We start from the raw sequence: 22,373 nt of genomic DNA, 5'->3' as shown, positions 1-22,373 counted from the left end.
CCCTTGACAGCCCTTGATCCCCCGTGCCTACGATCGACGCGGAGTGCAGTGCAATGCGCCGGCCGTGTTGAGGGACGCGGGCCGCGCGGACGTGGCCACGGCCCGTACCCCTCCCCGCCCGCACTCCCGCCAGGAGCCTCCGCCATGGCCACCCCGCAGGACGTCCTGCCCGCCCCCTCCCCCCTCGACCGGGCCGCCCCGGCGTCCGCCGCCGAGCCCCGGATCGTCCCCCGCCGCAAGCCCGGCCAGTGGGTCTCCGCCGCCGTCGCCCTGCTGCTGGCGGCGATGGCGGTCACCTCGGTGATCCGCAACGACGCCTTCCAGTGGGGGGTGGTCGCGGACTGGTTCACCGCGCGGTCCGTGCTCGACGGCCTCGCCCTCACGCTCTGGCTGACCGCCCTCACCCTCGCCCTCGGCTTCGTGTTCGGCACCGTCCTCGCCACCATGCGGCTGTCGGCCAACCCGGTGCTGCGCACGCTCGCCTGGGTCTACATCTGGATCTTCCGCTCCACCCCGCCCCTGGTCCAGCTGCTGTTCTTCTTCAACATCGGCGCGCTCTACCCGACGCTCGGCCTCGGCATCCCGTTCGGCCCCGAGTTCGTCACCGTCCGCACGGTCGACCTGATCGGCCCGACCCTGACCGCCGTCATCGGGCTCACCCTGCTGGAGACCGCCTACGCCGCCGAGGTGATCCGCGGCGGCATCCTCTCGGTGGACCGCGGCCAGCTGGAGGCGGCGGCCGCCCTCGGGCTCGGCCGGTGGCGGGTGCTGCGCCGGATCGTGGTGCCGCAGGCGATGCGGGCGATCGTGCCGACCGCCGGGAACATGCTGATCGGCGCGCTCAAGGGCACCAGCATCGTCAGCGTGCTGGCCGTCTCCGACCTGCTCTACTCGGTGCAGCTGGTCTACCTGCAGTCGTACCAGGTCATCCCGATGCTGATGGTCGCCACCATCTGGTACCTGGTGATCACCACCCTGCTGTCCATCGGCCAGTACTACGTGGAGCGGCACTTCGCCAAGGGGGCCAGCCGGGACGGCCTGCCGCCGACTGCGCTGCAGCGGGCCCGTGCGGCCGTCGTGAAGGTGGTGCGGGCATGAGCACGCTGGTGATCGTCGGCGCCGGCCCGCGCGGCACCGGCGTGCTGGAGCGGATCGCCGCCAACGCGGCCGAACTGCTGCCCGCAGAGCGGCCGTTGGCGATCCACCTGGTCGACCCGTACCCGCCCGGCGCGGGCCGGGTCTGGCGCCACGACCAGTCCCCGCTGCTGCGGATGAACTCGATGGCCGAGGACGTCACCATGTTCACCGACGAGCGCTCCACCCTCGAAGGGCCGGTCCGCCCGGGCCCCTCGCTCGCCGAATGGGCCGTCCGGCAGGAGGAGTTCGCGCCCTACCGGCCGGTCGCCGATCCGGCCGTCCGGGCCGAGCTGGACGCCCTCGCCCCCACCGACTTCCCCACCCGCCGGGCCCAGAGCGCCTACCTGGACTGGGTGTTCCGGCGCGCCGTCGCCGATCTGCCGCCGCACGTCGGCGTCACCGTCCACCGGGACACCGTCCGGCGGATCGACGGCCCGGCCGACGGCCCGCAGACCGTCCACCTCGGCGACCGGACCCTCACCGCCGACCACGTCGTCCTCACCCTCGGCCACCTCGACTCCGCCCCGCACCCGCGCCACGAGGCCGACGCCGCGTTCGCCGCCCGGCACGGCCGCTTCCACCTCCCGCCCGCCTACTCCGCCGACGTGGCAGCCGAGTTGGCCGCGATCGCGCCCGGCGAGCAGGTGGTGCTGCGCGGCCTCGGCCTGGCCTCCGTCGACCTGGTCGCCCTGCTCACCGAGGGCCGCGGCGGCCGCTTCGAGCCCACCGGCCGCGGCGACGCGCTGCGCTACCGCCCGTCCGGCCGGGAACCGGTGCTCCACCTGGGCTCCCGGCGCGGCGTGCCGTACCACTCCAAGACCGGCTACCGCCTCCAGGGCCCGCCCGCCCCGCTCCCCCGGTACTTCGACGCGGCCGCCGTCGACGCCGTGCTCGCCACCGGGGGGCGGCTCAGCCTGCGGCGCGACTTCTGGCCGGCGATGGCCAAGGAGATCGCCTTCGGGCACTACCACGAGCTGTTCCACGCCCACCCCGAACGCACCACCCTGCCCTGGCCGGAGTTCCTGGCCCGGTACGACCGGCACGGCTGGTACGACCCCGAAGTCGCCGCCCTGGTCGCCGAGGCCGTCCCCGACCCGGCCGACCGGATCGACTTCGAGCGGCTCGACCACCCGCTGGCCGGCGTCGAACTCGACACCGCCGAGGAGCTCCAGGCCTGCCTGCGCGGCTACGTCACCGCCGACGCCGACCGGCGCGCCGACCCCGCGCACAGCGCCGACCTCGGCGCCTTCCTCGCCCTGCTCTCCCTGTTCGGCCAGCTCGGCCGGGTGCTCACCAGCGGCCGGCTGACCGCCCGCTCGGTCGCCGAGGAGGTGGACGAGTGGTTCTTCGGCTACTTCAGCTTCCTCGCCTCCGGCCCGCCCGGCTTCCGGCTGCGCCAGCTGCTCGCGCTCTCCGAGGCCGGGGTGGTGCGCTTCCTCGGCGCGGGCCTGCGGGTCGAACGGGACGAGGCGACGGGCACCTGGCTCGCCTCCGGCACCACCGTGCCGGGCCACACCGTACGGGCGACGGCGCTCATCGAGGCGTACCTGCCGAAGCACGCGCTGGCCCGCACCCTCGACCCCGTCCTGCGCGAACTGCACCGCGGGGGAAGGATCGTGGAGGAGGTGGTCAGCGATCCGGAGCACACCCACCGCTCCGGCCTGGTCACCATCGCCCCCGCCGACGGCCGGCTGCTCGACCCGGCCCTGGGCGGCGCCCCGCACCCGCGCCGCACCGCGCTCGGCCCGCACACCAGCCTGCGGTCGGCCGCCGCCTTCGCCCGCCCGCGCACGGACGCCCCGTCGTTCCGGCAGAACGACGCGGCCGCCCGGGCGCTGCTGCGGGCGCTGGCCGCGCTGCCGGCGACGGCACTGGCCGCCTGACGGGCGGCGGCGTGGGCGACGGCCGCGCGGCCTGACCCGGGTGCCCGGCCGGGACCGGCCGGGCACCCCTCGGGCACCCGGTCCGCAAAGGCCTCAGGGGCCGAACATCTCCTCCACCAGGTCCTCGTCCGAGACGTGGTCCGGGGCCTCGAACACCACGTCCGCGACGCCCTTCAGGCCGATCCCGCGGTCCAGCGCGTCCATGCAGGCCCCGGCCTCCTCGTCGGTGGCGAAGTCCCACACCCGCAGCCGGCGCACCAGCGCCAGCGCCTCCGTCCGGCCCATCCTGGGCGCCCGTCGGCGCTGCCCCGGCCCCTTGCGGCCGGACTGGGCGAGCCGCTGCTGGTAGCCGACCAGGTCCTGCCAGGCCTGCGCGGTGCTCGGGTGGTGCTCGCCCAGCACCCGGGCGAGGTCCGGCAGCAGCGCGTGCAGCTGGATCACGGCGCCCTGCAGGTCGTCCCGGTTGGCGTGGTGCACCGCGAGGTCGTGCCGGGCCTTCAGCAGGCGGGTGTCGTGCGGGCCCCAGGCGGCGTGCAGGTCGGGGAGCAGCTCGTTCAGCAGCCGGATCGCGGTGACCACCGCGCCGCTCTCGCCGATGCACCACACCAGGTGGTAGCGGGCGCCGAGGGTGTCCGGGTCGAGCGGGCCGAGTGCCGACCGCATGTCGTCCACGACGCTCATCAGCAGCCGGATCGCGCCGTCCAGGTCTCCGGCCCGGCTGAGGTACCAGGTGAAGTCGCGCCAGGTGCACAGGGTGTCCCGGTCCCGCGCGCCGAGCGCGGCCACGCACTCCTGGGCGAGGGCCTGCAGCAGGATCGCCGACTCCCCGGCCGTCGCCGCCCGGTACGCGGCCGACCGCCGCTCCCGCAGCGCGGCCCGCACCCCGTCGGCCGGCGCCGCGGCGACCGCCGGCGGCGTGGCGAGCACGGGCGGCGTGGTCAGCGGCGACAGCACCGAGGGCGCCGGGCCCGGCGCGACGGGCTGCACCGCCGGAGGCGCGACGGGCTGCACCGCCGGAGGCGCGACGGGCGGCACGGCCGGAGGCGCGACGGGCTGCACGGCAGGAGAGACGGCGGCAGGCACTGCGGGAGGCACGGCGGGCGGAGCGCTCGGCACGGGCGGCACCACCGGCCCGACGACCACCGGCCCGGTCACCACCGGCCCGGTCACCACCGGCCCCGCTGCCACCGGTGCCGCCCGGTCCACCACCGTCGGCACCGCCGCGACCGCCCCCGTCCCGCCGCCCGGCGCCTCGGCCAGCTCCGCCAGCCGCCGCTCGACCGTCCGGGCGTCGGCGGGCCGGTCCGCCGGGTCCTTGGCCAGCAGTTCCGCGACCAGCCCGGCCACCCGCGGCGGCAGTCCGAACTGCGCCGGGTCCAGCGCCGGGGGCGGCTCGTTGAGGTGCTGGTACATCAGCACCGGCGTCGAGTCCCCGCTGAACGGCCGTGCGCCGGTGAAGAGTTCGACGAGCACGCAGCCGAGCGCGTACAGGTCGGCCCGGCCGTCCACCCGGCCGCCGGTCCACCGCTCGGGGGCCATGTACGCCGGGCTGCCGACGATCGTCCCGGTGGTGGTCAGTCCGCCCGCGCCGGTGTCCAGCTGGGCGATGCCGAAGTCCAGCACCTTGAGGTGCCCGGCGTCGGTGATCATCACGTTGTCCGGTTTGATGTCCCGGTGCACCATGCCCGCGTCGTGCGCGGCCGCCAGCGCGTCGCTGATCTGCCGCCCCCAGCGCAGGCCGAGCGCGGGCCCGGGCAGCCCCTCGCGCAGCACCTCGGTCAGGGTGCGCCCGGTGAGCAGCTCCATCACCAGGAAGGTGACCTCCTCGCCGCCGACCTCGCACTGGCCGAGGTCGTGCACGGTCACGATGTGCGGGTGCGAGAGGTTGCCGGCCGCGCAGGCTTCCCGGACGAACCGGAGGGCCGCCTTCGCCTGGTCACCGCCGTGGTGCCCGATGACCTTGACCGCCACCGGCCGCCGCATCCGGGCGTCCTGGGCCCGCCACACCACCCCGAAGCCGCCCTGCCCGAGCTTCTCCACCAGCTCGTACCGGCCGTCCAGGACGTCACCGACTCGCACGCGCCCCTCCACCCCTCCGTCCCGACGGACCCATCCGCCACGACGGACAGGACTCTACCGACGCCGTCCACCGCCCCTCCCGCCCGCCTCCGGCCAAGTGGAAGGATGGGCACCGAGCCCCGCGACGGCGCGGCGGCCCCGGCGGTACGGACGGCCGGGTCGAGCAGAACCGAGGAGAGCGGTCATGGCCAAGCAGGCCCCGCAGAGCGACCCGGTGCAGGACGCCCCCGAGGTGTCCGCGCCCCAGCACGCGGCCGCCGGGCTGCCCGCCGTCGGCCACAGCCTGCGGATGGCCACCGAGCAGATGGGCGCCCGCCGCACCCTCGCCACCCTGCTCAAGGTCAACCAGCCCGACGGCTTCGACTGCCCGGGCTGCGCGTGGCCGGAGCCGGACAAGACGCACACCGCCGAGTTCTGCGAGAACGGCGCCAAGGCCGTCGCCGAGGAGGCCACCGAGCGCCGGATCCGCGCCGCGTTCTTCGCCGCGCACCCGGTCGCCGAGCTGGCCGAGCGGTCCGGCTACTGGCTGGGCCAGCAGGGCCGGCTGACCGAGCCGATGCTGCTCGACGAGGGCGCCACCCACTACCGGCCGGTCTCCTGGGACGACGCCTTCGCGCTGATCGCCGAGGAGCTGCGCGCCCTGGACACCCCGGACGCCGCCGCCTTCTACACCTCGGGCCGCACCAGCAACGAGGCCGCCTTCGCGTACCAGCTGTTCGCCCGCCGGCTCGGCACCAACAACCTGCCGGACTGCTCCAACATGTGCCACGAGTCCTCGGGCTCGGCGCTCACCGAGACGCTCGGCGTCGGCAAGGGCAGCGTCAGCCTCAAGGACCTGTACCAGGCCGACCTGATCATCGTGGCCGGTCAGAACCCGGGCACCAACCACCCCCGGATGCTCTCCGCGCTGGAGCGCGCCAAGCGGGCCGGGGCCACGATCGTCAGCGTCAACCCGCTGCCGGAGGCCGGGCTGGAGCGGTTCAAGAACCCGCAGAACGCCCGCGGTCTGGTCGGCCACGGCACCAAGCTCACCGACCTCTTCCTGCAGATCCGTCTCGGCGGCGACCTCGCGCTGTTCCGCGCGCTCAACCGGATCGTCCTGGAGCAGGACGGCGTCGACCGCGCCTTCGTCGCCGAACACTGCCACGGCTTCGAGGAGTTCGAGGCCCAGGCGCTCACCACCGACCGCGCCGAGGTGCTCGCCGCGACCGGCCTGCCGTGGGAGCAGGTCGAGGAGCTCGGCCGCATGGTGCTGGCCTCGAAGAAGATCATCGTCTGCTGGGCGATGGGCCTCACCCAGCACAAGCACGCCGTCCCCACCATCCGCGAGGTGGTCAACTTCCTGCTGCTGCGCGGCAACGTCGGCCGTCCCGGTGCCGGTGTCTGCCCGGTGCGCGGGCACAGCAACGTCCAGGGCGACCGGACGATGGGCATCTTCGAGCGCCCCGCCAAGGCCTTCCTCGACGCGCTGGAGAACGAGTTCGGCTTCGAGCCGCCGCGCGAGCACGGCCTCGACTCGGTGGACACCATCCGCGCGATGCGCGACGGCAAGGTCAAGGTCTTCTTCGCGATGGGCGGGAACTTCGTCGCGGCCACCCCCGACACCGAGGTGACCGAGGCCGCGATGCGCCGCTGCCGGCTGACCGTCCACGTCTCCACCAAGCTCAACCGCTCGCACGTGGTCACCGGCGCCCGCGCCCTGATCCTGCCCACCCTGGGCCGCACCGACCGGGACGTCACCGCGGCCGGCCCCCAGTTCGTCAGCGTCGAGGACTCGATGGGCCAGGTGCACGCCTCCCGCGGCGGCCTGCGCCCGCCCGCGCCCGGCCTGCTCTCCGAGACCGCGATCGTCTGCCGGCTCGCCCGGACCGTCCTCGGCCCCCGGGACACCGTGCCGTGGGAGTCCTTCGCCGAGGACTACGACACCCTGCGCGAGCGGATCGCCCGGGTCGTCCCGGGCTTCGCCGACTACAACGAGAAGGTCCGCCGCCCGGGTGGCTTCACCCTGCCGCACGGCCCCCGCGACTCCCGCACCTTCCCCACCGCGACCGGCAAGGCCAACTTCACCGTCAACCCGCTGACCGCCCCCGAGGTCCCGCCGGGCCGCCTGCTGCTGCAGACCCTGCGCTCCCACGACCAGTACAACACCACGATCTACGGCCTGGACGACCGCTACCGCGGCATCAAGGGCGGCCGCCGCGTGGTGCTGGTGAACCCGGCCGACGCCGACGAACTGGGCCTCACCGACGGCGAGTACGTCGATCTGGTCGGCGAGTGGAAGGACGGTGTGGAGCGCCGCGCCCCGCACTTCCGGGTCGTCCACTACCCCGTGGCCCGCGGCGGTGCGGCGGCGTACTACCCGGAGACCAACGTGCTCGTCCCGCTCGACTCCACCGCCGACATCAGCAACACCCCGACCTCGAAGGCCGTCGTCATCCGCTTCGAGCCCGACAGCGGGGCGTAGGGCGCGTCCGGCCGTTCGCGGCGCCCGGCGGGAACGGCGGGGACGGTCGGACCCGCCCCCGGGCCGGAGCCGGACGGGCCGCCCCCGCGAACGCGGAGGCCGCCCCGCGTCCTCGGACGTGGGGCTGCCCCGCGCGCGAGCGGCGGCGTCAGTGCGTGGGCGTGCCCAGCGGCCGGGTCGCGGTGGGGCTGCCCGGGGTCGTGGTGGTGGCCGAGGCGGAGGCCGAGCCGGTCCCGCTCGGGGTGCCGGCCGGGGTGCCCGTGCCGGTCGGGGCGGGCGTGCCCGGGGTGCCGGTCGGCAGCGGGACGGTCGGGGTGCCGGTCGGGGTCTGCGTCGGGGCCGGCGTACCGGTGCCCGTCGGCGTCCCCGGCCCGGTCGGGGTCCCGGTTCCGTCGGGAGTGGTCGGGGTGGTGGGCGTGGTCGGGGTGCCGGTGGGCTGACCGGGGTTCACCGGCGGCGTGACCGGTCCGCCGGCCGGCGGCGGGGTCGGCGCGGGCTTGGTCGGGCTGGGCGCGATCGGCGTCACCGAGTCCCAGCCGGACGGCAGGTCGGGCACCTTCCAGGTGCCGCCCGCGTCGTCCGCCGCGCCGGACGGGTCCGGGCGGACGGCGCCGAGGATCGGCATCGAACCGATCGGCGAGACCTTGATGAACGCCCCGGGCCGGGGCGCCTGGACGATCAGCCCGCCGCCGATGTACATCCCGACGTGCGAGGCGTCCTGGAAGTAGATCACCAGGTCGCCGGGCCGCAGCTGGTTCAGCGCCACGTGCGGCAGCTCCGCCCACTGCTCCTGGCTGGTGCGCGGGATCGGCTTGCCGGCGTGCAGCCAGGCCTGCGAGGTGAGGCCCGAGCAGTCGTAGGCGTCCGGGCCGGTGCCGCCCCACAGGTAGGGCTTGCCCACCTGCGCCAGCGCGAAGGCCACGGCCGCGCGTCCCTGCAGCGAGGGGGTGCGCTCCCCCTTGCCGAGCGCCCCGGAGGCGAGGAACGCGAGCTGCGCCTCGTCGGCCTTCGCCTTCTCCAGCTGCTCCAGTTCGGCGCGCTGGGCGCCCGTCAGCGAGGAGACCACCTGCTCGACCGCGGCGAGGTCGGCCGCCACCTTGCTCTTGGCGGCGTCCTGCTGGGCGACCAGGGCCTGGGAGGCCTTCAACGCCTCCTCGGCCTGCTTCTTCAGCCCGTCGAGCGCGTCCCGGTCGCTCTTCAGCCGGTCCAGGAACTCCGACTGGGAGCGGCTGGCCGCGGCGAGCAGCTCGGCGACGGTGACCGCCTCGTACGGGTCCTTGGAGAGCAGCAGTTCGGCGTACGCGGAGGCGGCGCCGTTGCGGTACTGCGCGGCCGCGAGCTGCGCGGCGATGTCGGTGCCGGCGTCGACCTGCTTCTGCTGGCGCTCGACCTGGCCCTGCAGGTCGGTGAGCGCGGCCTGCTGCTCGGCGACCTTGGCGACGGTGCCGTTGTACTGCTCGGTGGCGGCCTCGGCGTTCTGGTAGAGCGCGTGCAGCCGGTCGAGCAGCGGGCCGAGGGTGGCCTTGGCGGCGGCCAGCGGGTCCGCTCCGGCGACGACGGTGCCGGCGCCCGGGTCGGGCGCGGCCCAGGCGGCCCCGGCGGCGGCCGGCAGCGCGAGCGCGGCGGCCGCGAGGACGGCTCCGCAGCGCAGGGCGGCCCGCACCCAGGGGCGCCCGCCTGACGTCTCCGTTCGCTGTGCAGCCCCACCCATGGATTGGTCCTCCCCGCCCGCGCCCTGTCCCGGTCTCCCGGATCCCGCAGATCCTCCCACGGGTTACTCGCCGGAAACAGGGCGCATGCGGACCGGGAGGTTAATTCTCGCTTTGAGTGTGAGACAGGTCTCAGCAAAGCCGGTCGAACCGGGGCGTTCTTCGCCAATGCCCAGCTCAGGCCGACCAAGGTCATCCGAAGGAAAGGTTCCGGCTACCCTGAGTCAACCATCGGAACCACGATTCCCGGCCCAGTTCACCTTCCGTTTACCAAGCCGACCTACGGTCGCGACGTCATCAACGTCCGTGCGACAACTACGACGATTGTTTGGGTATGGAACACATCTCGTTCCTGGTAGCCGTTGTGATCATCACGGCGCTCGCCTTCGACTTCACCAACGGGTTCCACGACACCGCCAACGCGGCCGCCACCGCGATCGCGACCGGGGCCCTTCGTCCGAAGGTCGCGGTCACCATCGCGGCCGTGCTCAACTTCGCGGGCGCGTTCCTGTCCGTGAAGGTCGCCACCACCATCTCCGGCGGCATCGTCAACGAGAAGGCCGGGGTCCATCCCGAGATCATCTTCGCCGCACTGGCCGGAGCGATCCTCTGGAACCTGCTGACCTGGCTGCGCGGACTGCCGTCCAGCTCCTCGCACGCGCTGTACGGCGGCCTGATCGGCGCCACGATCGTCGGCGTCGGCATGAACGGCGTCAACTTCGACACCGTGGTCACCAAGATCATCATTCCGGCGGTCGCCTCGCCGTTCGTCGCCGGCCTCGCCTCCTGGGGCGCCACCAAGCTGGCCTACGCGATCACCCGCAGGGGCGACGCCGCCGTCACCGAGAAGGGCTTCAAGACCGGCCAGGTCTTCTCCTCCTCGCTGATCTCGCTGGCGCACGGCACCAACGACGCCCAGAAGACCATGGGCATCATCACCCTGACCCTGGTCTCGGTCGGCGCCCTGCCGCACGGCGCGCTGCCCCCCACCTGGGTGATCGTCTCCGCGGGTGCCGCGATCGCGCTGGGCACCTACATGGGCGGCTGGCGGATCATCCGCTCGATGGGCAAGGGCCTGGCCGACATCCGTCCGCCCCAGGGCTTCGCCTCCGAGTCGGCCGCCGCGACCGTCATCCTGACCTCCTCGCACATGGGCTTCGGCCTCTCCACCACCCAGGTCTGCTCGGGCGGCATCATGGGCGCCGGCCTCGGCGGCCCGAAGGGCGAGCTGCGCTGGAGCCTGGTGCGCCGCATGGTCTACACCTGGGGCCTGACCCTGCCGGCCGCCGCGCTGGTGTCCGGCGGCGCGGCCCTGCTGGCCGAGCAGGGCACCTGGGGCGTCGTCCTGGTCGGCGCCGTGCTGGTGGCCGGCTCGGGCGCGATGTGGCTGATCTCCCGCCGCCAGCCGGTGGGCGCGGACAACGTCAACGACGTCACCCCGGTCGAGGTGGCGCCCGTCGTCACCGCGGCCGTCCCCACCCCCGCCTCGACCACGGTCGCGGCCTGAGCGCCGCCGGCTGAGGAGCACTCACCATGCACATCAAGTGGAACGCCCTGGCGCAGACCGCCGGCTTCAGCTTCGGCATCACCGTCGCCGTGGTCGCGGTGTTCGCGCTCGGCATCCTGGCGCTGTCCCGCCGCGAGGCCGCGCTGAGCACCGCCCGCGAGGCCGGCGCCGCCCCGGCCCCGGGCGGCCGGCTGGCCCTGGTCGGCGCGTACGCCTGCTTCGCGGTCTGCGCCGCGGCCGTCGGCTACGGACTGATGCTGATCGCCGGTCACTGACCGTCGTACGACACCGGAACGGGCCGGGGAGTGTCTCCACACTCCCCGGCCCGTTCGCGCGTCCCGGCCCCCGCAGGCCGTCCCGGTCAGTTCTCCTGGGTGGTCCTCAGCGCGGTCTCCCGGATGAACAGCACGGTGACGAAGGCCAGGGCGGCGAACGGCGCGGCCCACAGGAAGACGGTGCCCACCCCGTGGCCGAAGGCGTCGGTGACCAGCGGGACGATCGGGGCCGGCAGCTTGTGCAGGTCGGGGATGCCGCCGCCGGCCGCCGCGGGCCCGGCCGGGACGTGCGCGGCGGCCAGGTTCTCGGCCAGGTAGTGGCCGACCTTGTTCGTCATCAGCGCGCCGAGCGCGGAGACGCCCATCGCGCCGCCCATGGTGCGGAAGAAGGTGACCACCGAGCTGGCCGCGCCGAGCTCGTGCCGGGGCACCGTGTTCTGCACCGCGAGCACCAGGTTCTGGCTGGTCAGGCCGAGGCCGATGCCGGTGATCGCCATGTAGGCGGAGAGCAGCACGTAGTCCGTGTCGGCCCGGGCGGTGCCCAGCAGGCCGAAGCCGACCGCGAGCAGCGCGGTGCCGGCCACCAGGTAGGCCTTCCACTTGCCGTACTTGGTGATCAGACGGCCGGCCACCGCGGAGGAGACCGCCAGGCCGAGGATCATCGGCAGGGTCATCAGGCCGGCCATGGTCGGGGACTTGGCCCGGGCCAGCTGGAAGTACTGGCTGAGGAAGGTGGTCGCGCCGTACATCCCGACGCCGACCAGCACGCTGGCCAGGGCGGACAGGGTGACGGTGCGGTACCGGAAGAGGTCCGGCGGGATGATCGGCTCGGCGGCGCGGCGCTCGACCACGACGGCCAGCGCGCCCAGCAGCAGGCCGCCGCCGACCATGGCCGCGGTCTGCCAGGACAGCCAGGCGTAGTCCTTGCCGGCCAGCGTGATCCAGATCATCAGCAGGCTGACCGCGGCGGTGATGACCAGCGCGCCCAGGTAGTCGATCTTCGCCTTGCGCTTGACCACCGGCAGCTTGAGGGTCCGCTGCACCACCACGATCGCGGCCAGCGCGAACGGGATGCCGACGTAGAAGCACCAGCGCCAGCCCAGCCAGGAGGTGTCCACGATGACGCCGCCGATCAGCGGGCCGCCGATGGTGGCGAGCGCGAAGACCGCGCCGAAGTAGCCGCTGTACCGGCCGCGCTCGCGCGGCGGGACCATCGCGGCCAGGCAGATCTGGCCCAGCGCGACGACACCGCCGGCGCCGACGCCCTGCAGCGCGCGGCAGGCGATCAGCTCGCCGGTGTTCTGCGAGAGGCCGGCCAGCGCGGAGGTCGCGATGTAGATCAGCAGGGCGATCTGCAGCAGCAGCTTCTTGCTGGCGAGGTCGGAGAGCTTGCCCCAGATCGGGGTGGAGGCGGTCAGGGTGAGCAGGGCCGCGGTGATCACCCAGGTGTAGGCGGACTGGCCGCCGTGCAGGTCGGCCAGGATGTGCGGCAGGGCGTTGGAGACGACGGTCGAGGAGAGCACGGCCACGAAGAGGCCGAGCAGCAGGCCGGAGAGGGCCTCCATCACCTGCCGGTGCGTCATCTGTCGGGTGTCGGCGGCGGCGGCGGTGCCGCTCGCGGCCTCGGTGGTCACGGTCATCTGGGTCCTTCGGCGCGGGCGTGCGGGATACGCGCATCATGAAAGTTCGTTGCCTTAAGCAACCATAAGACGAGATGGTTGAATTAGGCAACTTTCTTCAAGGGAGGGTAAAGCCGCGCCGCCCTCGCCCGGATCAGTCGGACGGCTCCGGCGGCGGATCCCCCAGGACGTCGTTGAAGCGGCGCAGCAGCTCCGCGAACCGGACCTTGTCGTCCTGCGACCAGTCGTCCATCACCTCGCGCACCCGCCGCATCCGGACGTCCCGGGCGACCAGGTAGCGCCGCCGCCCGTCCTCGGTCAGCGACACCAGCGCGGCCCGCCGGTCCAGCGGGTCCACCTCCCGGGCCACCAGCCCGAGCTCCTCCAGCGCCCGGATCTGCCGGCTCACCGTCGCCTTGCCCACCGCGAAGTGCACGCCCACGTCAGTCACCCGGACCTGCCCGGCCTGCTCGATGTAGCCGAGCATGCTGTACGCCATGCCCTCCAGCCCGGGGTGCACCCGGCGTGAGAGTTCCGCCACTCTGGCCCGGCCCCGCCGGAACATCAGCGCGACCTCGCGCTCCACCGCCACCAGGGCTTCCTCGTCGCTCACCGCGTCAGTATCGCGCAGCGGTCCCGGCCCGGACCCGGCCCGGGCCCGGCGCGGGGGTACGACGAACCAACTACTTCATGGTATGAAGTATTGGTTCTGGAAGATCCGTTTTTCCCCGATACGCAAGGAGATGTGGATGTCAGCCCCGGGGCAGGGTTTCGTCACAGAACTGAAGAGCGCGGTCACCCCGCGCGCGGCACTGCTCGTGATCGGAGTGCTGCTGCTCCAACTCGGCTTCATCACGTCCTACATCGGCGCGCTGCACAAGCCCGCCCCGCAGAACCTCTCCATCGCCGTCGTCGCCCCGCCGCAGGTCGCCCCCAAGCTGGTCGGAGCGCTGGAGGCGGTCCCGAACGACGCCGTCAAGGCCGTCACCGCGCCGGACGCCGAGACGGCGACCGCGCAGATCAAGGACCAGAAGATCTACGCCGCCTGGGTCGTGAACCCGTCCGGCACCGAGGACACCCTGCTGGTCGGCGGTGCCCGCGGCCCGTCCGCCGCCAAGGCCGCCGAGAGCATCACCAGCGCGATCGACAGCTCCCAGGGCCGGACGATCCGGGTCGAGGACGTCGTGCCGCTCGCCAAGGGCGACACCAACGGCCTGTCCTCCTTCTACCTGGTGATCGGCTGGTGCGTCGGCGGCTACCTGGTCGCCTCGATCCTCGGCATCAGCGCCGGCTCCAAGCCGGCCAACGCCCACCGCCTGCTGATCCGCCTGGGCGTGCTGGCCCTCTACTCCGTCGCGGCCGGCCTCGGCGGCACGATCATCGCCGGGCCGGTGCTGGACGCGCTGCCGGGCTCGATCCTCTCCCTGACCGCCCTCGGCGCCCTGGTGGTCTTCTCGGTCGGCGCCTTCACCATGGCGCTGCAGTGCCTGTTCGGGATCATCGGCATCGGCCTCGCGGTGCTGGTCTTCGTCGTCCTGGGCAACCCCAGCGCGGGCGGCGTCTACCCGGCACCGATGATGCCGCCGTTCTGGCGGGCCATCGGCTCGGTCATCCCGAACGGCGCCGGCACCTCCGCGACCAAGTCGATCGCCTACTTCGGCTCGACCAACCTGGCGATGCCGATCCTGGTCCTGGTGGTCTGGGCGCTGGTCGGCATCGGCGCGGCTTTCCTGGCCGTCCTGCGCGGCTCCCGAACCGAGGAGCGCGAGCCCGCCACCGTCGAGGTCTGATCCGACGGGCTCCGAGGGACGGGCCCGAACCCCCCGGGCCGGTGGCCCGGGGGGTTCGGGCCCGCTGCGGGCGGATCAGCCGACCGCGAGCAGCCCCGGGTCGGCGACGACGGCGCGGACGACACCCACCGCCGCGCCCAGCAGCGGGCCGCGTCGGCCCAGCCGGGAGACGGCCAGCCGGTCCTCCGACCACGGCCGGACGGTCACCCGGGCGGCCAGTTCGGCGCGCATGGCGGGCAGCAGCCAGGGCGCCAGCCGGGCGTAGCCGCCGCCCAGCACCACCTCGGCCGGGTCCAGCAGGTTGACCGCCCCGGCGGCCGCGATGCCGAGCGCGGACCCGGCCCCGGCCAGCGCCGCGCGGGCCCGCTGCTCGCCCGCGGCCGCGCGTTCGGCGAGCAGGGCCACCCAGTCGCCCCGGTGGCCGGTCAGTCCGGCCGCCCGCAGGACCGCCGCCTCGCCCGCGTACTGCTCCAGGCAGCCGCGCGCGCCGCAGGCGCAGCGGGGCCCGTCGGGGCGGACCGGCACGTGGCCGAACTCGCCCGCGTAGCCGCGCGCGCCGCGCAGCAGCCGGCCGCCGACCACGATCGCCGAGCCGACGCCGGCCTCGGCGGAGACGTACAGGAAGTCCTCGGGCCGCTCGCCCAGCCAGCGCTCGGCGAGGCCGCCGAGGTTGGCCTCGTTGTCGGCCTCGATCGGCAGTTCGGCCAGGCCGTCCGCGGCCGGGCGCAGCGCGGCGCGCAGTTCGGCGGCCAGCGGGACGTCCTGCCAGCCGAGGTTGGCGGCCCGCTGCAGCACCGCGCCGGCGTCGCCGACCAGTCCGGGGACTGCCAGGGCGAGCCCGGCGGGGCGGACCCCGGCCTCGGTGACGGCGGAGCGCACCAGGGCGGCGAGGTCGGCCATGACGGCGGCGGGGGCCCGGCCGTGGTTGGAGATCTCCTGGCGGCGGACGGCGCGGACCTCACCGCGCAGGTCGACCACGCAGGCACCGAGGTGCCGGACGCCGATCTCGGCGCCGAGGCCGCCGGGCCCGAGCGGATCGAGTCCGAGCGCGGTTCCGGGGCGGCCGACCTTCCCGCTGGGGGTGGCGGGGCCGACCTCGACCACCAGGCCGCCGGCGATCAGCTGTTCGGTGAGCGAGGAGACCGCGGCCCTGGTCAGCCCGGTCTCGGCGGCGACCTCGGCACGAGAGCGCGGGCCGCTCGCGATCACCCCGAGGACCAGGGCCAGATTGGCCCGGCGCATGCCCTGCTGGCTGGCCGGCCCGGTCCGCCGGGCGTCCGGCTCGCGCATCCGGCTCACCTCGCCCGTCACGGCGCGTCCGGCGGGACGTCGGCGGCGGCGTAGCCGGGTTCCGGCGCCGCCGTCCGGACCGGCGCGGGCCCGGCGGCGGGGCGCTCGGCGAGCCGGGTGAAGACCCACCGCTGCATCGCCCAGAAGCGGAACAGCATCGCCACGAAGGTGCCGACGACCATGCCGCTGACGAAGTCGGCGACCTCCTGGGCGAAGGAGCCCACGTACGGCTCGCGCAGGTCCAGGAGGTAGCGGGAGATCACCAGCGGCAGGTCGTTGACGCCGATCGCCACCGCGCTGACCAGGAAGAACAGCAGGGCCTCGCGCCGGCGGCCGCCGGCCCGGAAGGCCCAGCTGCGGTTCAGCACGTAGGAGACCGCGGTGGCGATCACGGTCGCGATGGTCAGCGCGACCACCGGCTTGTGCTGCAGCACGGTCGACTTGAGCTGGAGGTTGACCACCACGGTGAGCACGAAGCAGGTGCCCCCGACCAGCAGGAACTTCACCAGCCGGCGGTGGCGCACCAGGAAGGGACGCAGCCGGGCCGGCACCCGGGCCAGGGCGCGCTGCGTGGGGGACGGCACCTCCGCAGTCTCGCACGCGCAGGTGCCGTCGGCCCCTCAGCTCACCGGCCCGCCGCTCAGGCGGCGGCGACCAGCACCTCGGCTGGCTCCAGCGCCAGCTCCAGCACCTCCCGGACGTCCGCCACCGGGTGGACGGTGAGCCGCTCCAGCACCTCGGCCGGGACGTCGTCCAGGTCGGCCTCGTTGCGCTTGGGGATGATCACCGTGGTGATCCCGGCCCGGTCGGCGGCGAGCAGCTTCTGCTTCACCCCGCCGATCGGCAGCACCCGCCCGGTCAGCGACACCTCGCCGGTCATCGCCACGTCGGTGCGCACCTTGCGGCCGGAGAGCAGCGAGGCCAGCGCCGTGGTCATGGTGATGCCGGCGCTCGGCCCGTCCTTGGGGACGGCTCCGGCCGGGACGTGCAGGTGCACGCCGCGGTCGCGCAGCGAGGTGACCGGCAGTTCCAGCTCGGCGCCGCGCGAGCGCAGGTAGGAGAGCGCGATGTGCGCGGACTCCTTCATCACGTCGCCCAGCTGCCCGGTGAGGGTCAGCCCGGTGCCGCCGGTCTCGGCGTCGGCCAGCGAGGCCTCGATGTAGAGGACGTCGCCGCCGGCGCCGGTCACCGCGAGTCCGGTGGCGACGCCGGGGACGGCGGTGCGGCGCTCGCCCGGCTCCTGGGCGGCCTCCGGCACGTGGTGCGGCCGGCCGATCAGGGCGCGCAGGTCCTCCGCGCCGACCGCGGCGGGCAGCTCGCGCTCGCCCAGCTCGGCCTGGGCGGCAATCTTGCGCAGCACCCGGGCGATCGAGCGCTCCAGGTTCCGCACGCCCGCCTCGCGGGTGTACTCCCCGGCGAGCCGGCGCAACGCGGTCTCGTCCACGCTGACCTGCTCGCCGCCGAGGCCGGCCTTCTCCAGCTGGCGAGGGAGCAGGTGGTCGCGGGCGATGACGACCTTCTCGTCCTCGGTGTAGCCGTCCAGCCGGACCAGCTCCATCCGGTCGAGCAGCGGCTCGGGGATGGCCTCCAGCACGTTGGCGGTGGCGAGGAAGACGACGTCGGAGAGGTCGAGCTCGACCTCCAGGTAGTGGTCCCGGAAGGTGTGGTTCTGCGCCGGGTCCAGCACCTCCAGCAGGGCGGCGGCCGGGTCGCCCCGGTAGTCGGAGCCGACCTTGTCGATCTCGTCGAGCAGGACGACCGGGTTCATCGAGCCGGCCTCCTTGATCGCCCGGACCAGGCGGCCCGGCAGCGCGCCGACGTAGGTCCGCCGGTGGCCGCGGATCTCGGCCTCGTCCCGGACGCCGCCGAGCGCGACCCGGACGAACCTGCGGCCCATGGCGCGGGCCACCGACTCGCCGAGCGAGGTCTTGCCGACGCCGGGCGGGCCGACGAGGGCGAGCACCGCTCCCCCGCGACGGCCGCCCACCAGGCCGAGACCCTGGTCGGCCCGGCGCTTGCGGACGGCCAGGTACTCGACGATGCGCTCCTTCACGTCGGCCAGGCCGGCGTGGTCGGCGTCCAGCACCGCGCGGGCGCCGGCGATGTCGTACGCGTCCTCGGTGCGATCGTTCCAGGGCAGCTCCAGGACGGTGTCCAGCCAGGTGCGGATCCAGGAGCCCTCGGGCGACTGGTCGGAGGCCCGCTCCAGCTTGTCGACCTCCTTGAGGGCGGCCGCGCGGACCTTCTCCGGAAGGTCCGCGGCCTCGACCCGGGCGCGGTAGTCGCCCTCCTCGTCGGCCGGGTCTCCGTTCAGCTCGGCCAGCTCCTTGCGGACGGCCTCCAGCTGGCGGCGGAGCAGGAACTCCTTCTGCTGCTTGGCCACGCCCTCCTCGACGTCCTTGCGGATGGTGTCGTTGACCTCCTCCTCGGCGAGGTGGTCGCGCAGCAGCGTCAGCGCGTACTCCAGCCGGGCCACCTGGTCGGCCTCCAGCAGCACCTTGAGCTTCTGCTCGGCGGTGGCGAAGGGCGCGTAGCCGATGTTGTCGGCGAGCTCGCCGACGCCCTCGATCTGGGCGACCCGGTCCACGATCTGCCAGGCGCCGCGCTTGCGCAGCCACTGGGTGGACAGCGCCTTGTACTCCTTGACGAGCTCGGCGGCCCGGCCGGCCACCGGCAGGCCGACCGAGGACTCCGTGAACGGTGTGGTCTCCACCCAGAGGGCGGCGCCGGGGCCGGTGGTGCCGACCCCGATGCGGACCCGGCGCACGGCGCGCACCAGCGCGGCGGGCTCCCCGTCGGCCAGCCGGCCGACCTGCTCCACGGTGGCCAGCGTGCCGACCGCCGCGTACGAGCCGTCCACCCGCGGGACCAGCAGGACCTGCGGCTTGCCACCGACGGCGGCCGCGGCACGGGCGGCCTCGACCGCGGCGCGCACCTCGGTGTCCTTGAGGTCCAGCGGCACGACCATGCCCGGCAGGACGACCTCGTCGTCGAGCGGCAGCACGGGCAGGGTGAGCGGTGTGGACGTCGATGCCATGATCTCTCCCCAGTCAGTGAAGTTGAGTCGACCTGACTAAGGCTTGACGGGCACCGGATGTTCCCGCGACGTGGTTCGCCGTGAGCGAACAGGATCCGGCCGGGGAACGCCTCGGGGGCCGCCGTCAAAAGGGCGCCGGGGGAACACCGCACAGCCCCCGGAAAGTCCTCAGCGCGCGGTCCGCACGCGCGCCGGCACGGCGCCGCCGGCCGCCGCGGCGACCGGACGCGGCCGGGCCGGGCGCCGCTCGACCCGGCGCAGCCACCGCCACAGCGCGACCCCGGCGAGCACCGCCGCGGGGTGCCCCACCGCGGTGACCACGTCCTCGTCGGAGGCGATCTGCCCGGCGATCATCGCCCCGGCGCCGCCCAGCGCGAGCAGCCGCCCGGGCCAGGAGAGCAGTCCGGCCACCGCGCCCAGGCAGGCGAGCACGCCGTAGCTGACCCCGATGTCCAGGCGGTCCAGCACCTCGGGGGCCATCCGCCCCGTCCCGACGGCCGCGATCACCACGCCCTGGGAGAGCAGGGTGGCCGCGACGTGGCCGATCGCGAAGACGGCGGCGGCCCGGGCGGGCCCGACCCTGCGCTCCAGCGGCGCGAGGGTGAGGGCGAATCCCCACAGGTAGGGCATCCACACCTCGCCGGCCACCCAGAGACCACTCAGGACCAGGGCCCGCAGGGGGTGCTGCAGCAGGTTGTGGCCGTCGGAGCTGGAAGCTTCCTGCAAGCGCCGCACGAGTTCCGGGTCCGCGAATTTCGCGAAGGTCGTGGTGACGCCCACGACGGCGAGGTATCCGAGCGTGAAGGGATTGCGCCGGGGCGTCGGCACCCGGTCCAGCACCCATTGCGCGACACCGGAACGCAACCCGTGGCGGAGCATTCCGTACGGCACTCCCGCGGGCGCGCGCCCGTCGGCGTCCCGCCGCAGTCCCGCCATGCCGCCTCCGCTCCACGCCGCAGCCACCGGCTCCCGCCGGGGCCCGACGCACCGGCGCGCACCACGGGTTCCGCCCGAACGGGTGTTGTCGTGCCCACGGTACGTCGAGGTTCTGGGAGGCAGCTGGGAAAAGCCCGTGAAGACCGTCGACGTACCGGATCGCAGGATTCCCGATATTGGTCCAGACCTACTTCCCATTGACCTGTCAGTAGGGCCTCTGACCGGCGACTTGGCGTCAACTCGACTGCATACGTACCGTTACGCGGTGAAAATTCGCCGGGTAAGGTACCGGTCCGTGCCCACTCGCGCAGTGGGCCCGCGGGCGGCTCGAACAGTCGGCCCACGGGCCGGAAACGTCCGGTCCACCTGCCGGAAAGCATCCGCTGTCCGTACGCTGCGAAGTGCGCGGGAGAAGTGGGCGGCCGACCAGTCCGTCCTCGCCTCCCGATCGCGCGACGGGACGGCGGACCCGGCACAGTCCACGACGGAACAAGACTACGAGCGGAGCCCCGCCATCCCCACAGGTGGCCGGCCCGCAGCCCTGGGGGCGGTGGCGTGACCGTGACAGAAATTCAGCAGGACAACCACAACGCCGGCGGAGCGGTGAGCAGCCAGCGCAGAGTGCTGGTGGTGGAGGACGAGCCCACGATCGCCGAGTCGATCGCGGCCCGACTGGGCGCGGAGGGCTTCAAGGTCGCCGTGGCCCACGACGGCCCCGGCGCGGTCGACGGCTTCCACACCTGGCAGCCGGACCTCGTCGTCCTCGACATCATGCTGCCCGGCTTCGACGGCCTGGAGGTGTGCCGCCGGATCCAGGCCCAGCGCCCGGTGCCGGTGCTGATGCTGACCGCCCGCGACGACGAGACGGACCTGCTGGTCGGCCTCGGCGTCGGTGCGGACGACTACATGACCAAGCCGTTCTCCATGCGCGAACTGGCCGCCCGGGTCAACGTGCTGCTGCGCCGCGTCGAGCGCGCCCAGCAGGCCGCCCGGACGCCCGCGCTCGGCAGCCTGCGCTTCGGCGAACTGGAGATCGACCACGTGCAGCGCCGGGTCCGGCTGGCCTCGGGTGACGTCCACCTGACGCCGACCGAGTTCGACCTGCTCGCCTGCCTGGCCGCCCAGCCGCGCGCGGTGCTCACCCGCGAGCAGTTGCTGGCCGAGGTCTGGGACTGGACCGACGCCTCCGGCACCCGCACCGTGGACAGCCACGTCAAGGCGCTGCGCCGGAAGATCGGCGCCAGCTGGATCCGCACCGTGCACGGTGTCGGGTACGCACTGGAGGCCCCGCTCTCCTGACGGCGGACCTCGGGCGACGGGCCACCGGGGGGCCCTCGTCCCGAACGACGCCGTCCACCACGCGGGGACCACAGGGACCGATGACCTTTCCACAGCAACGCAACGCGGACTCCGACCGCGCACGGCCGCAGACCCTCGTCGCCCGTGCCGCCCACCGGGTCTGGACCGACATCCGGCCGCTCGACCCGGTCCGCTCGATCAAGGGCAAACTCGCCCTGCTCGTGATCGTCTCCGTGTTCCTGGCCACCGGGATGGTGGTCGTGGCGATCCGGTCCGAGACCCAGATCCGGATCATCATGGTCTTCTCCATGATCGCCTCGCTGCTGTTCATGCAGTTCCTCGCGCACGGGCTGACCGCCCCCCTGCGCGAGATGACGGAGGCCGCCAGGGCGATGGCCTCCGGCGACTACAGCCGCCGGGTCGAGGTGAGCTCGCGCGACGAGATCGGCGAGCTGGCGGCCGCCTTCAACGCGATGGCCGCCGACCTGGAGGCCGCCGACCAGCACCGCCGCGAGCTGGTCGCCAACGTCTCGCACGAGCTGCGCACGCCGATCGCCGCACTGCGCGCCGTCCTGGAGAACGTGGTCGACGGCGTCGTCCAGCCCAACCCGGCGACGCTGGGGGCGGCCCTGGAGCAGACCGAACGGCTCGGCCGCCTGGTCACCCACCTGCTCGACCTCTCCAAGATCGACGACGGCGTGGTCGACCTGGACGCCCGGCCCTTCGAGGTCCGCGAGTTCCTGGACGGCGTGCTGCGCGGGGTCACCGTGGACGGCGCGACGGCCGGCGGGGCCTTCTCCCGGCGCGGCGACGTCCGGCTCGCCCTGGAGGTCAGCCCGGCCGGCCTGACCGGCGTGGCGGACCCGGAACGACTCCACCAGGTGGTCGCCAACCTGGTCGACAACGCCTGCAAGCACTCCCCGCCCGGCGGCACCGTGACGGTGCGCGCGCGGCCCGACGGCGAGGACGGCGGGCTGCTGCTGGAGGTCCAGGACGAGGGCCCCGGCATCCCGCTCGCCGACCGCACCCGGGTCTTCGAGCGGTTCAGCCGCAGCGGCACCGCGACGGCCTCCGGTCCGGGCTCGGACGGCGGCACCGGCCTCGGCCTGGCCATCGCCCGCTGGGCGGTGGACCTGCACGGCGGGCGGATCGCGGTGGCGGAGTCGCCGCGCGGCTGCCGGATCGAGGTGCGGCTGCCGGGGCAGCGCCCGGGCGACGGCCGGGACATTTGTCACAGATCCGACACAGACGCATACGAAGATCATTAGAAGATTTCCGTAGGGGTTTGTCCGCTTTGGTCCGCATATGGGCCGCGCTCAGAGCCGGTCGGTTCCCCTCAGATACGGCT

The 22,373-nt window shown here is 74.0% G+C and carries 16 protein-coding genes; 8 read left to right on the top strand and 8 right to left on the bottom strand.

The features are described 5' to 3' along the window. Positions 1-144: 144 nt before the first annotated feature. Positions 145-1,098, top strand: a complete 954-nt coding sequence (locus ACZ6Y7_RS14765; RefSeq protein WP_465758276.1) for an amino acid ABC transporter permease — start codon at positions 145-147, stop codon at positions 1,096-1,098. After that, a complete protein-coding gene (locus tag ACZ6Y7_RS14760) occupies positions 1,095-3,020 on the top strand; it encodes an FAD/NAD(P)-binding protein (protein ID WP_465758275.1) in 1,926 nt (641 codons plus the stop codon). Before ACZ6Y7_RS14765 ends, ACZ6Y7_RS14760 begins: the two co-directional genes overlap by 4 nt. Positions 3,021-3,113: 93 nt before the next feature. Here ACZ6Y7_RS14760 and ACZ6Y7_RS14755 read toward each other — a convergent pair whose 3' ends face one another. Further along, on the bottom strand, positions 3,114-5,099 hold the full coding sequence (locus tag ACZ6Y7_RS14755; protein WP_465758274.1) for a serine/threonine-protein kinase: 1,986 nt from the start codon (positions 5,097-5,099) through the stop codon (positions 3,114-3,116). Between the two features lie 184 nt (positions 5,100-5,283). Between ACZ6Y7_RS14755 and ACZ6Y7_RS14750 the strand changes: the two genes are divergently transcribed. Beyond that, positions 5,284-7,563, top strand: coding sequence for an FdhF/YdeP family oxidoreductase (locus ACZ6Y7_RS14750; protein WP_465758273.1), 2,280 nt, complete (start codon positions 5,284-5,286; stop codon positions 7,561-7,563). 148 nt (positions 7,564-7,711) lie between these two features. On the opposite strand, the gene ACZ6Y7_RS14745 is transcribed toward ACZ6Y7_RS14750, so the two are convergent. Next, positions 7,712-9,274, bottom strand: coding sequence for an NlpC/P60 family protein (locus ACZ6Y7_RS14745; RefSeq protein WP_465758272.1), 1,563 nt, complete (start codon positions 9,272-9,274; stop codon positions 7,712-7,714). Between the two features lie 332 nt (positions 9,275-9,606). On the opposite strand from ACZ6Y7_RS14745, the gene ACZ6Y7_RS14740 reads away from it, so the two are divergent. Both ACZ6Y7_RS14740 and ACZ6Y7_RS14735 read left to right on the top strand, forming a co-directional pair. Beyond that, the gene (locus ACZ6Y7_RS14740) at positions 9,607-10,779 is read left to right on the top strand and encodes an inorganic phosphate transporter (protein ID WP_465758271.1); all 1,173 of its coding nucleotides are present in this window, start codon (positions 9,607-9,609) and stop codon (positions 10,777-10,779) included. 26 nt (positions 10,780-10,805) lie between these two features. After that, complete coding sequence (locus tag ACZ6Y7_RS14735; RefSeq protein WP_465758270.1) at positions 10,806-11,054, top strand: hypothetical protein; 249 nt, start codon at positions 10,806-10,808, stop codon at positions 11,052-11,054. An 86-nt stretch (positions 11,055-11,140) separates the two neighbouring features. Here ACZ6Y7_RS14735 and ACZ6Y7_RS14730 read toward each other — a convergent pair whose 3' ends face one another. Both ACZ6Y7_RS14730 and ACZ6Y7_RS14725 read right to left on the bottom strand, forming a co-directional pair. After that, entirely contained in the window at positions 11,141-12,637 is a 1,497-nt protein-coding gene (locus ACZ6Y7_RS14730; RefSeq protein WP_465758392.1) for an MDR family MFS transporter, read from the bottom strand. Positions 12,638-12,827: 190 nt separating this feature from the next. After that, positions 12,828-13,286, bottom strand: coding sequence for a MarR family winged helix-turn-helix transcriptional regulator (locus ACZ6Y7_RS14725; protein ID WP_465758269.1), 459 nt, complete (start codon positions 13,284-13,286; stop codon positions 12,828-12,830). A gap of 136 nt (positions 13,287-13,422) precedes the next feature. Between ACZ6Y7_RS14725 and ACZ6Y7_RS14720 the strand changes: the two genes are divergently transcribed. Further along, complete coding sequence (locus ACZ6Y7_RS14720) at positions 13,423-14,463, top strand: ABC transporter permease (RefSeq protein ID WP_465758268.1); 1,041 nt, start codon at positions 13,423-13,425, stop codon at positions 14,461-14,463. A 75-nt stretch (positions 14,464-14,538) separates the two neighbouring features. Here ACZ6Y7_RS14720 and ACZ6Y7_RS14715 read toward each other — a convergent pair whose 3' ends face one another. From ACZ6Y7_RS14715 to ACZ6Y7_RS14700, 4 genes are all read right to left on the bottom strand, one after another. Next, positions 14,539-15,753 carry an ROK family protein gene (locus ACZ6Y7_RS14715; RefSeq protein ID WP_465758267.1) on the bottom strand — a complete coding sequence of 405 codons (1,215 nt, stop codon included), beginning with the start codon at positions 15,751-15,753 and terminating at the stop codon, positions 14,539-14,541. 17 nt (positions 15,754-15,770) lie between these two features. Next, entirely contained in the window at positions 15,771-16,337 is a 567-nt protein-coding gene (locus ACZ6Y7_RS14710) for a GtrA family protein (RefSeq protein ID WP_465758266.1), read from the bottom strand. A 56-nt stretch (positions 16,338-16,393) separates the two neighbouring features. Continuing rightward, positions 16,394-18,790 (bottom strand): endopeptidase La, encoded by a 2,397-nt coding sequence (gene lon, locus ACZ6Y7_RS14705; RefSeq protein ID WP_465758265.1) that lies wholly within the window; start codon positions 18,788-18,790, stop codon positions 16,394-16,396. A 168-nt stretch (positions 18,791-18,958) separates the two neighbouring features. Beyond that, positions 18,959-19,726: a rhomboid-like protein gene (locus ACZ6Y7_RS14700; RefSeq protein ID WP_465758264.1), complete on the bottom strand. Its 768-nt coding sequence runs from the start codon at positions 19,724-19,726 to the stop codon at positions 18,959-18,961. 561 nt (positions 19,727-20,287) lie between these two features. Between ACZ6Y7_RS14700 and ACZ6Y7_RS14695 the strand changes: the two genes are divergently transcribed. Next, positions 20,288-21,025 carry a response regulator transcription factor gene (locus ACZ6Y7_RS14695; protein WP_189915695.1) on the top strand — a complete coding sequence of 246 codons (738 nt, stop codon included), beginning with the start codon at positions 20,288-20,290 and terminating at the stop codon, positions 21,023-21,025. A gap of 80 nt (positions 21,026-21,105) precedes the next feature. Next, on the top strand, positions 21,106-22,293 hold the full coding sequence (locus ACZ6Y7_RS14690; RefSeq protein WP_465758263.1) for a sensor histidine kinase: 1,188 nt from the start codon (positions 21,106-21,108) through the stop codon (positions 22,291-22,293). Positions 22,294-22,373: the final 80 nt, after the last annotated feature.

This window comes from Kitasatospora sp. NPDC053308 (genome assembly GCF_055585785.1).
This window is presented reverse-complemented; position numbering and strand designations above follow the sequence as displayed.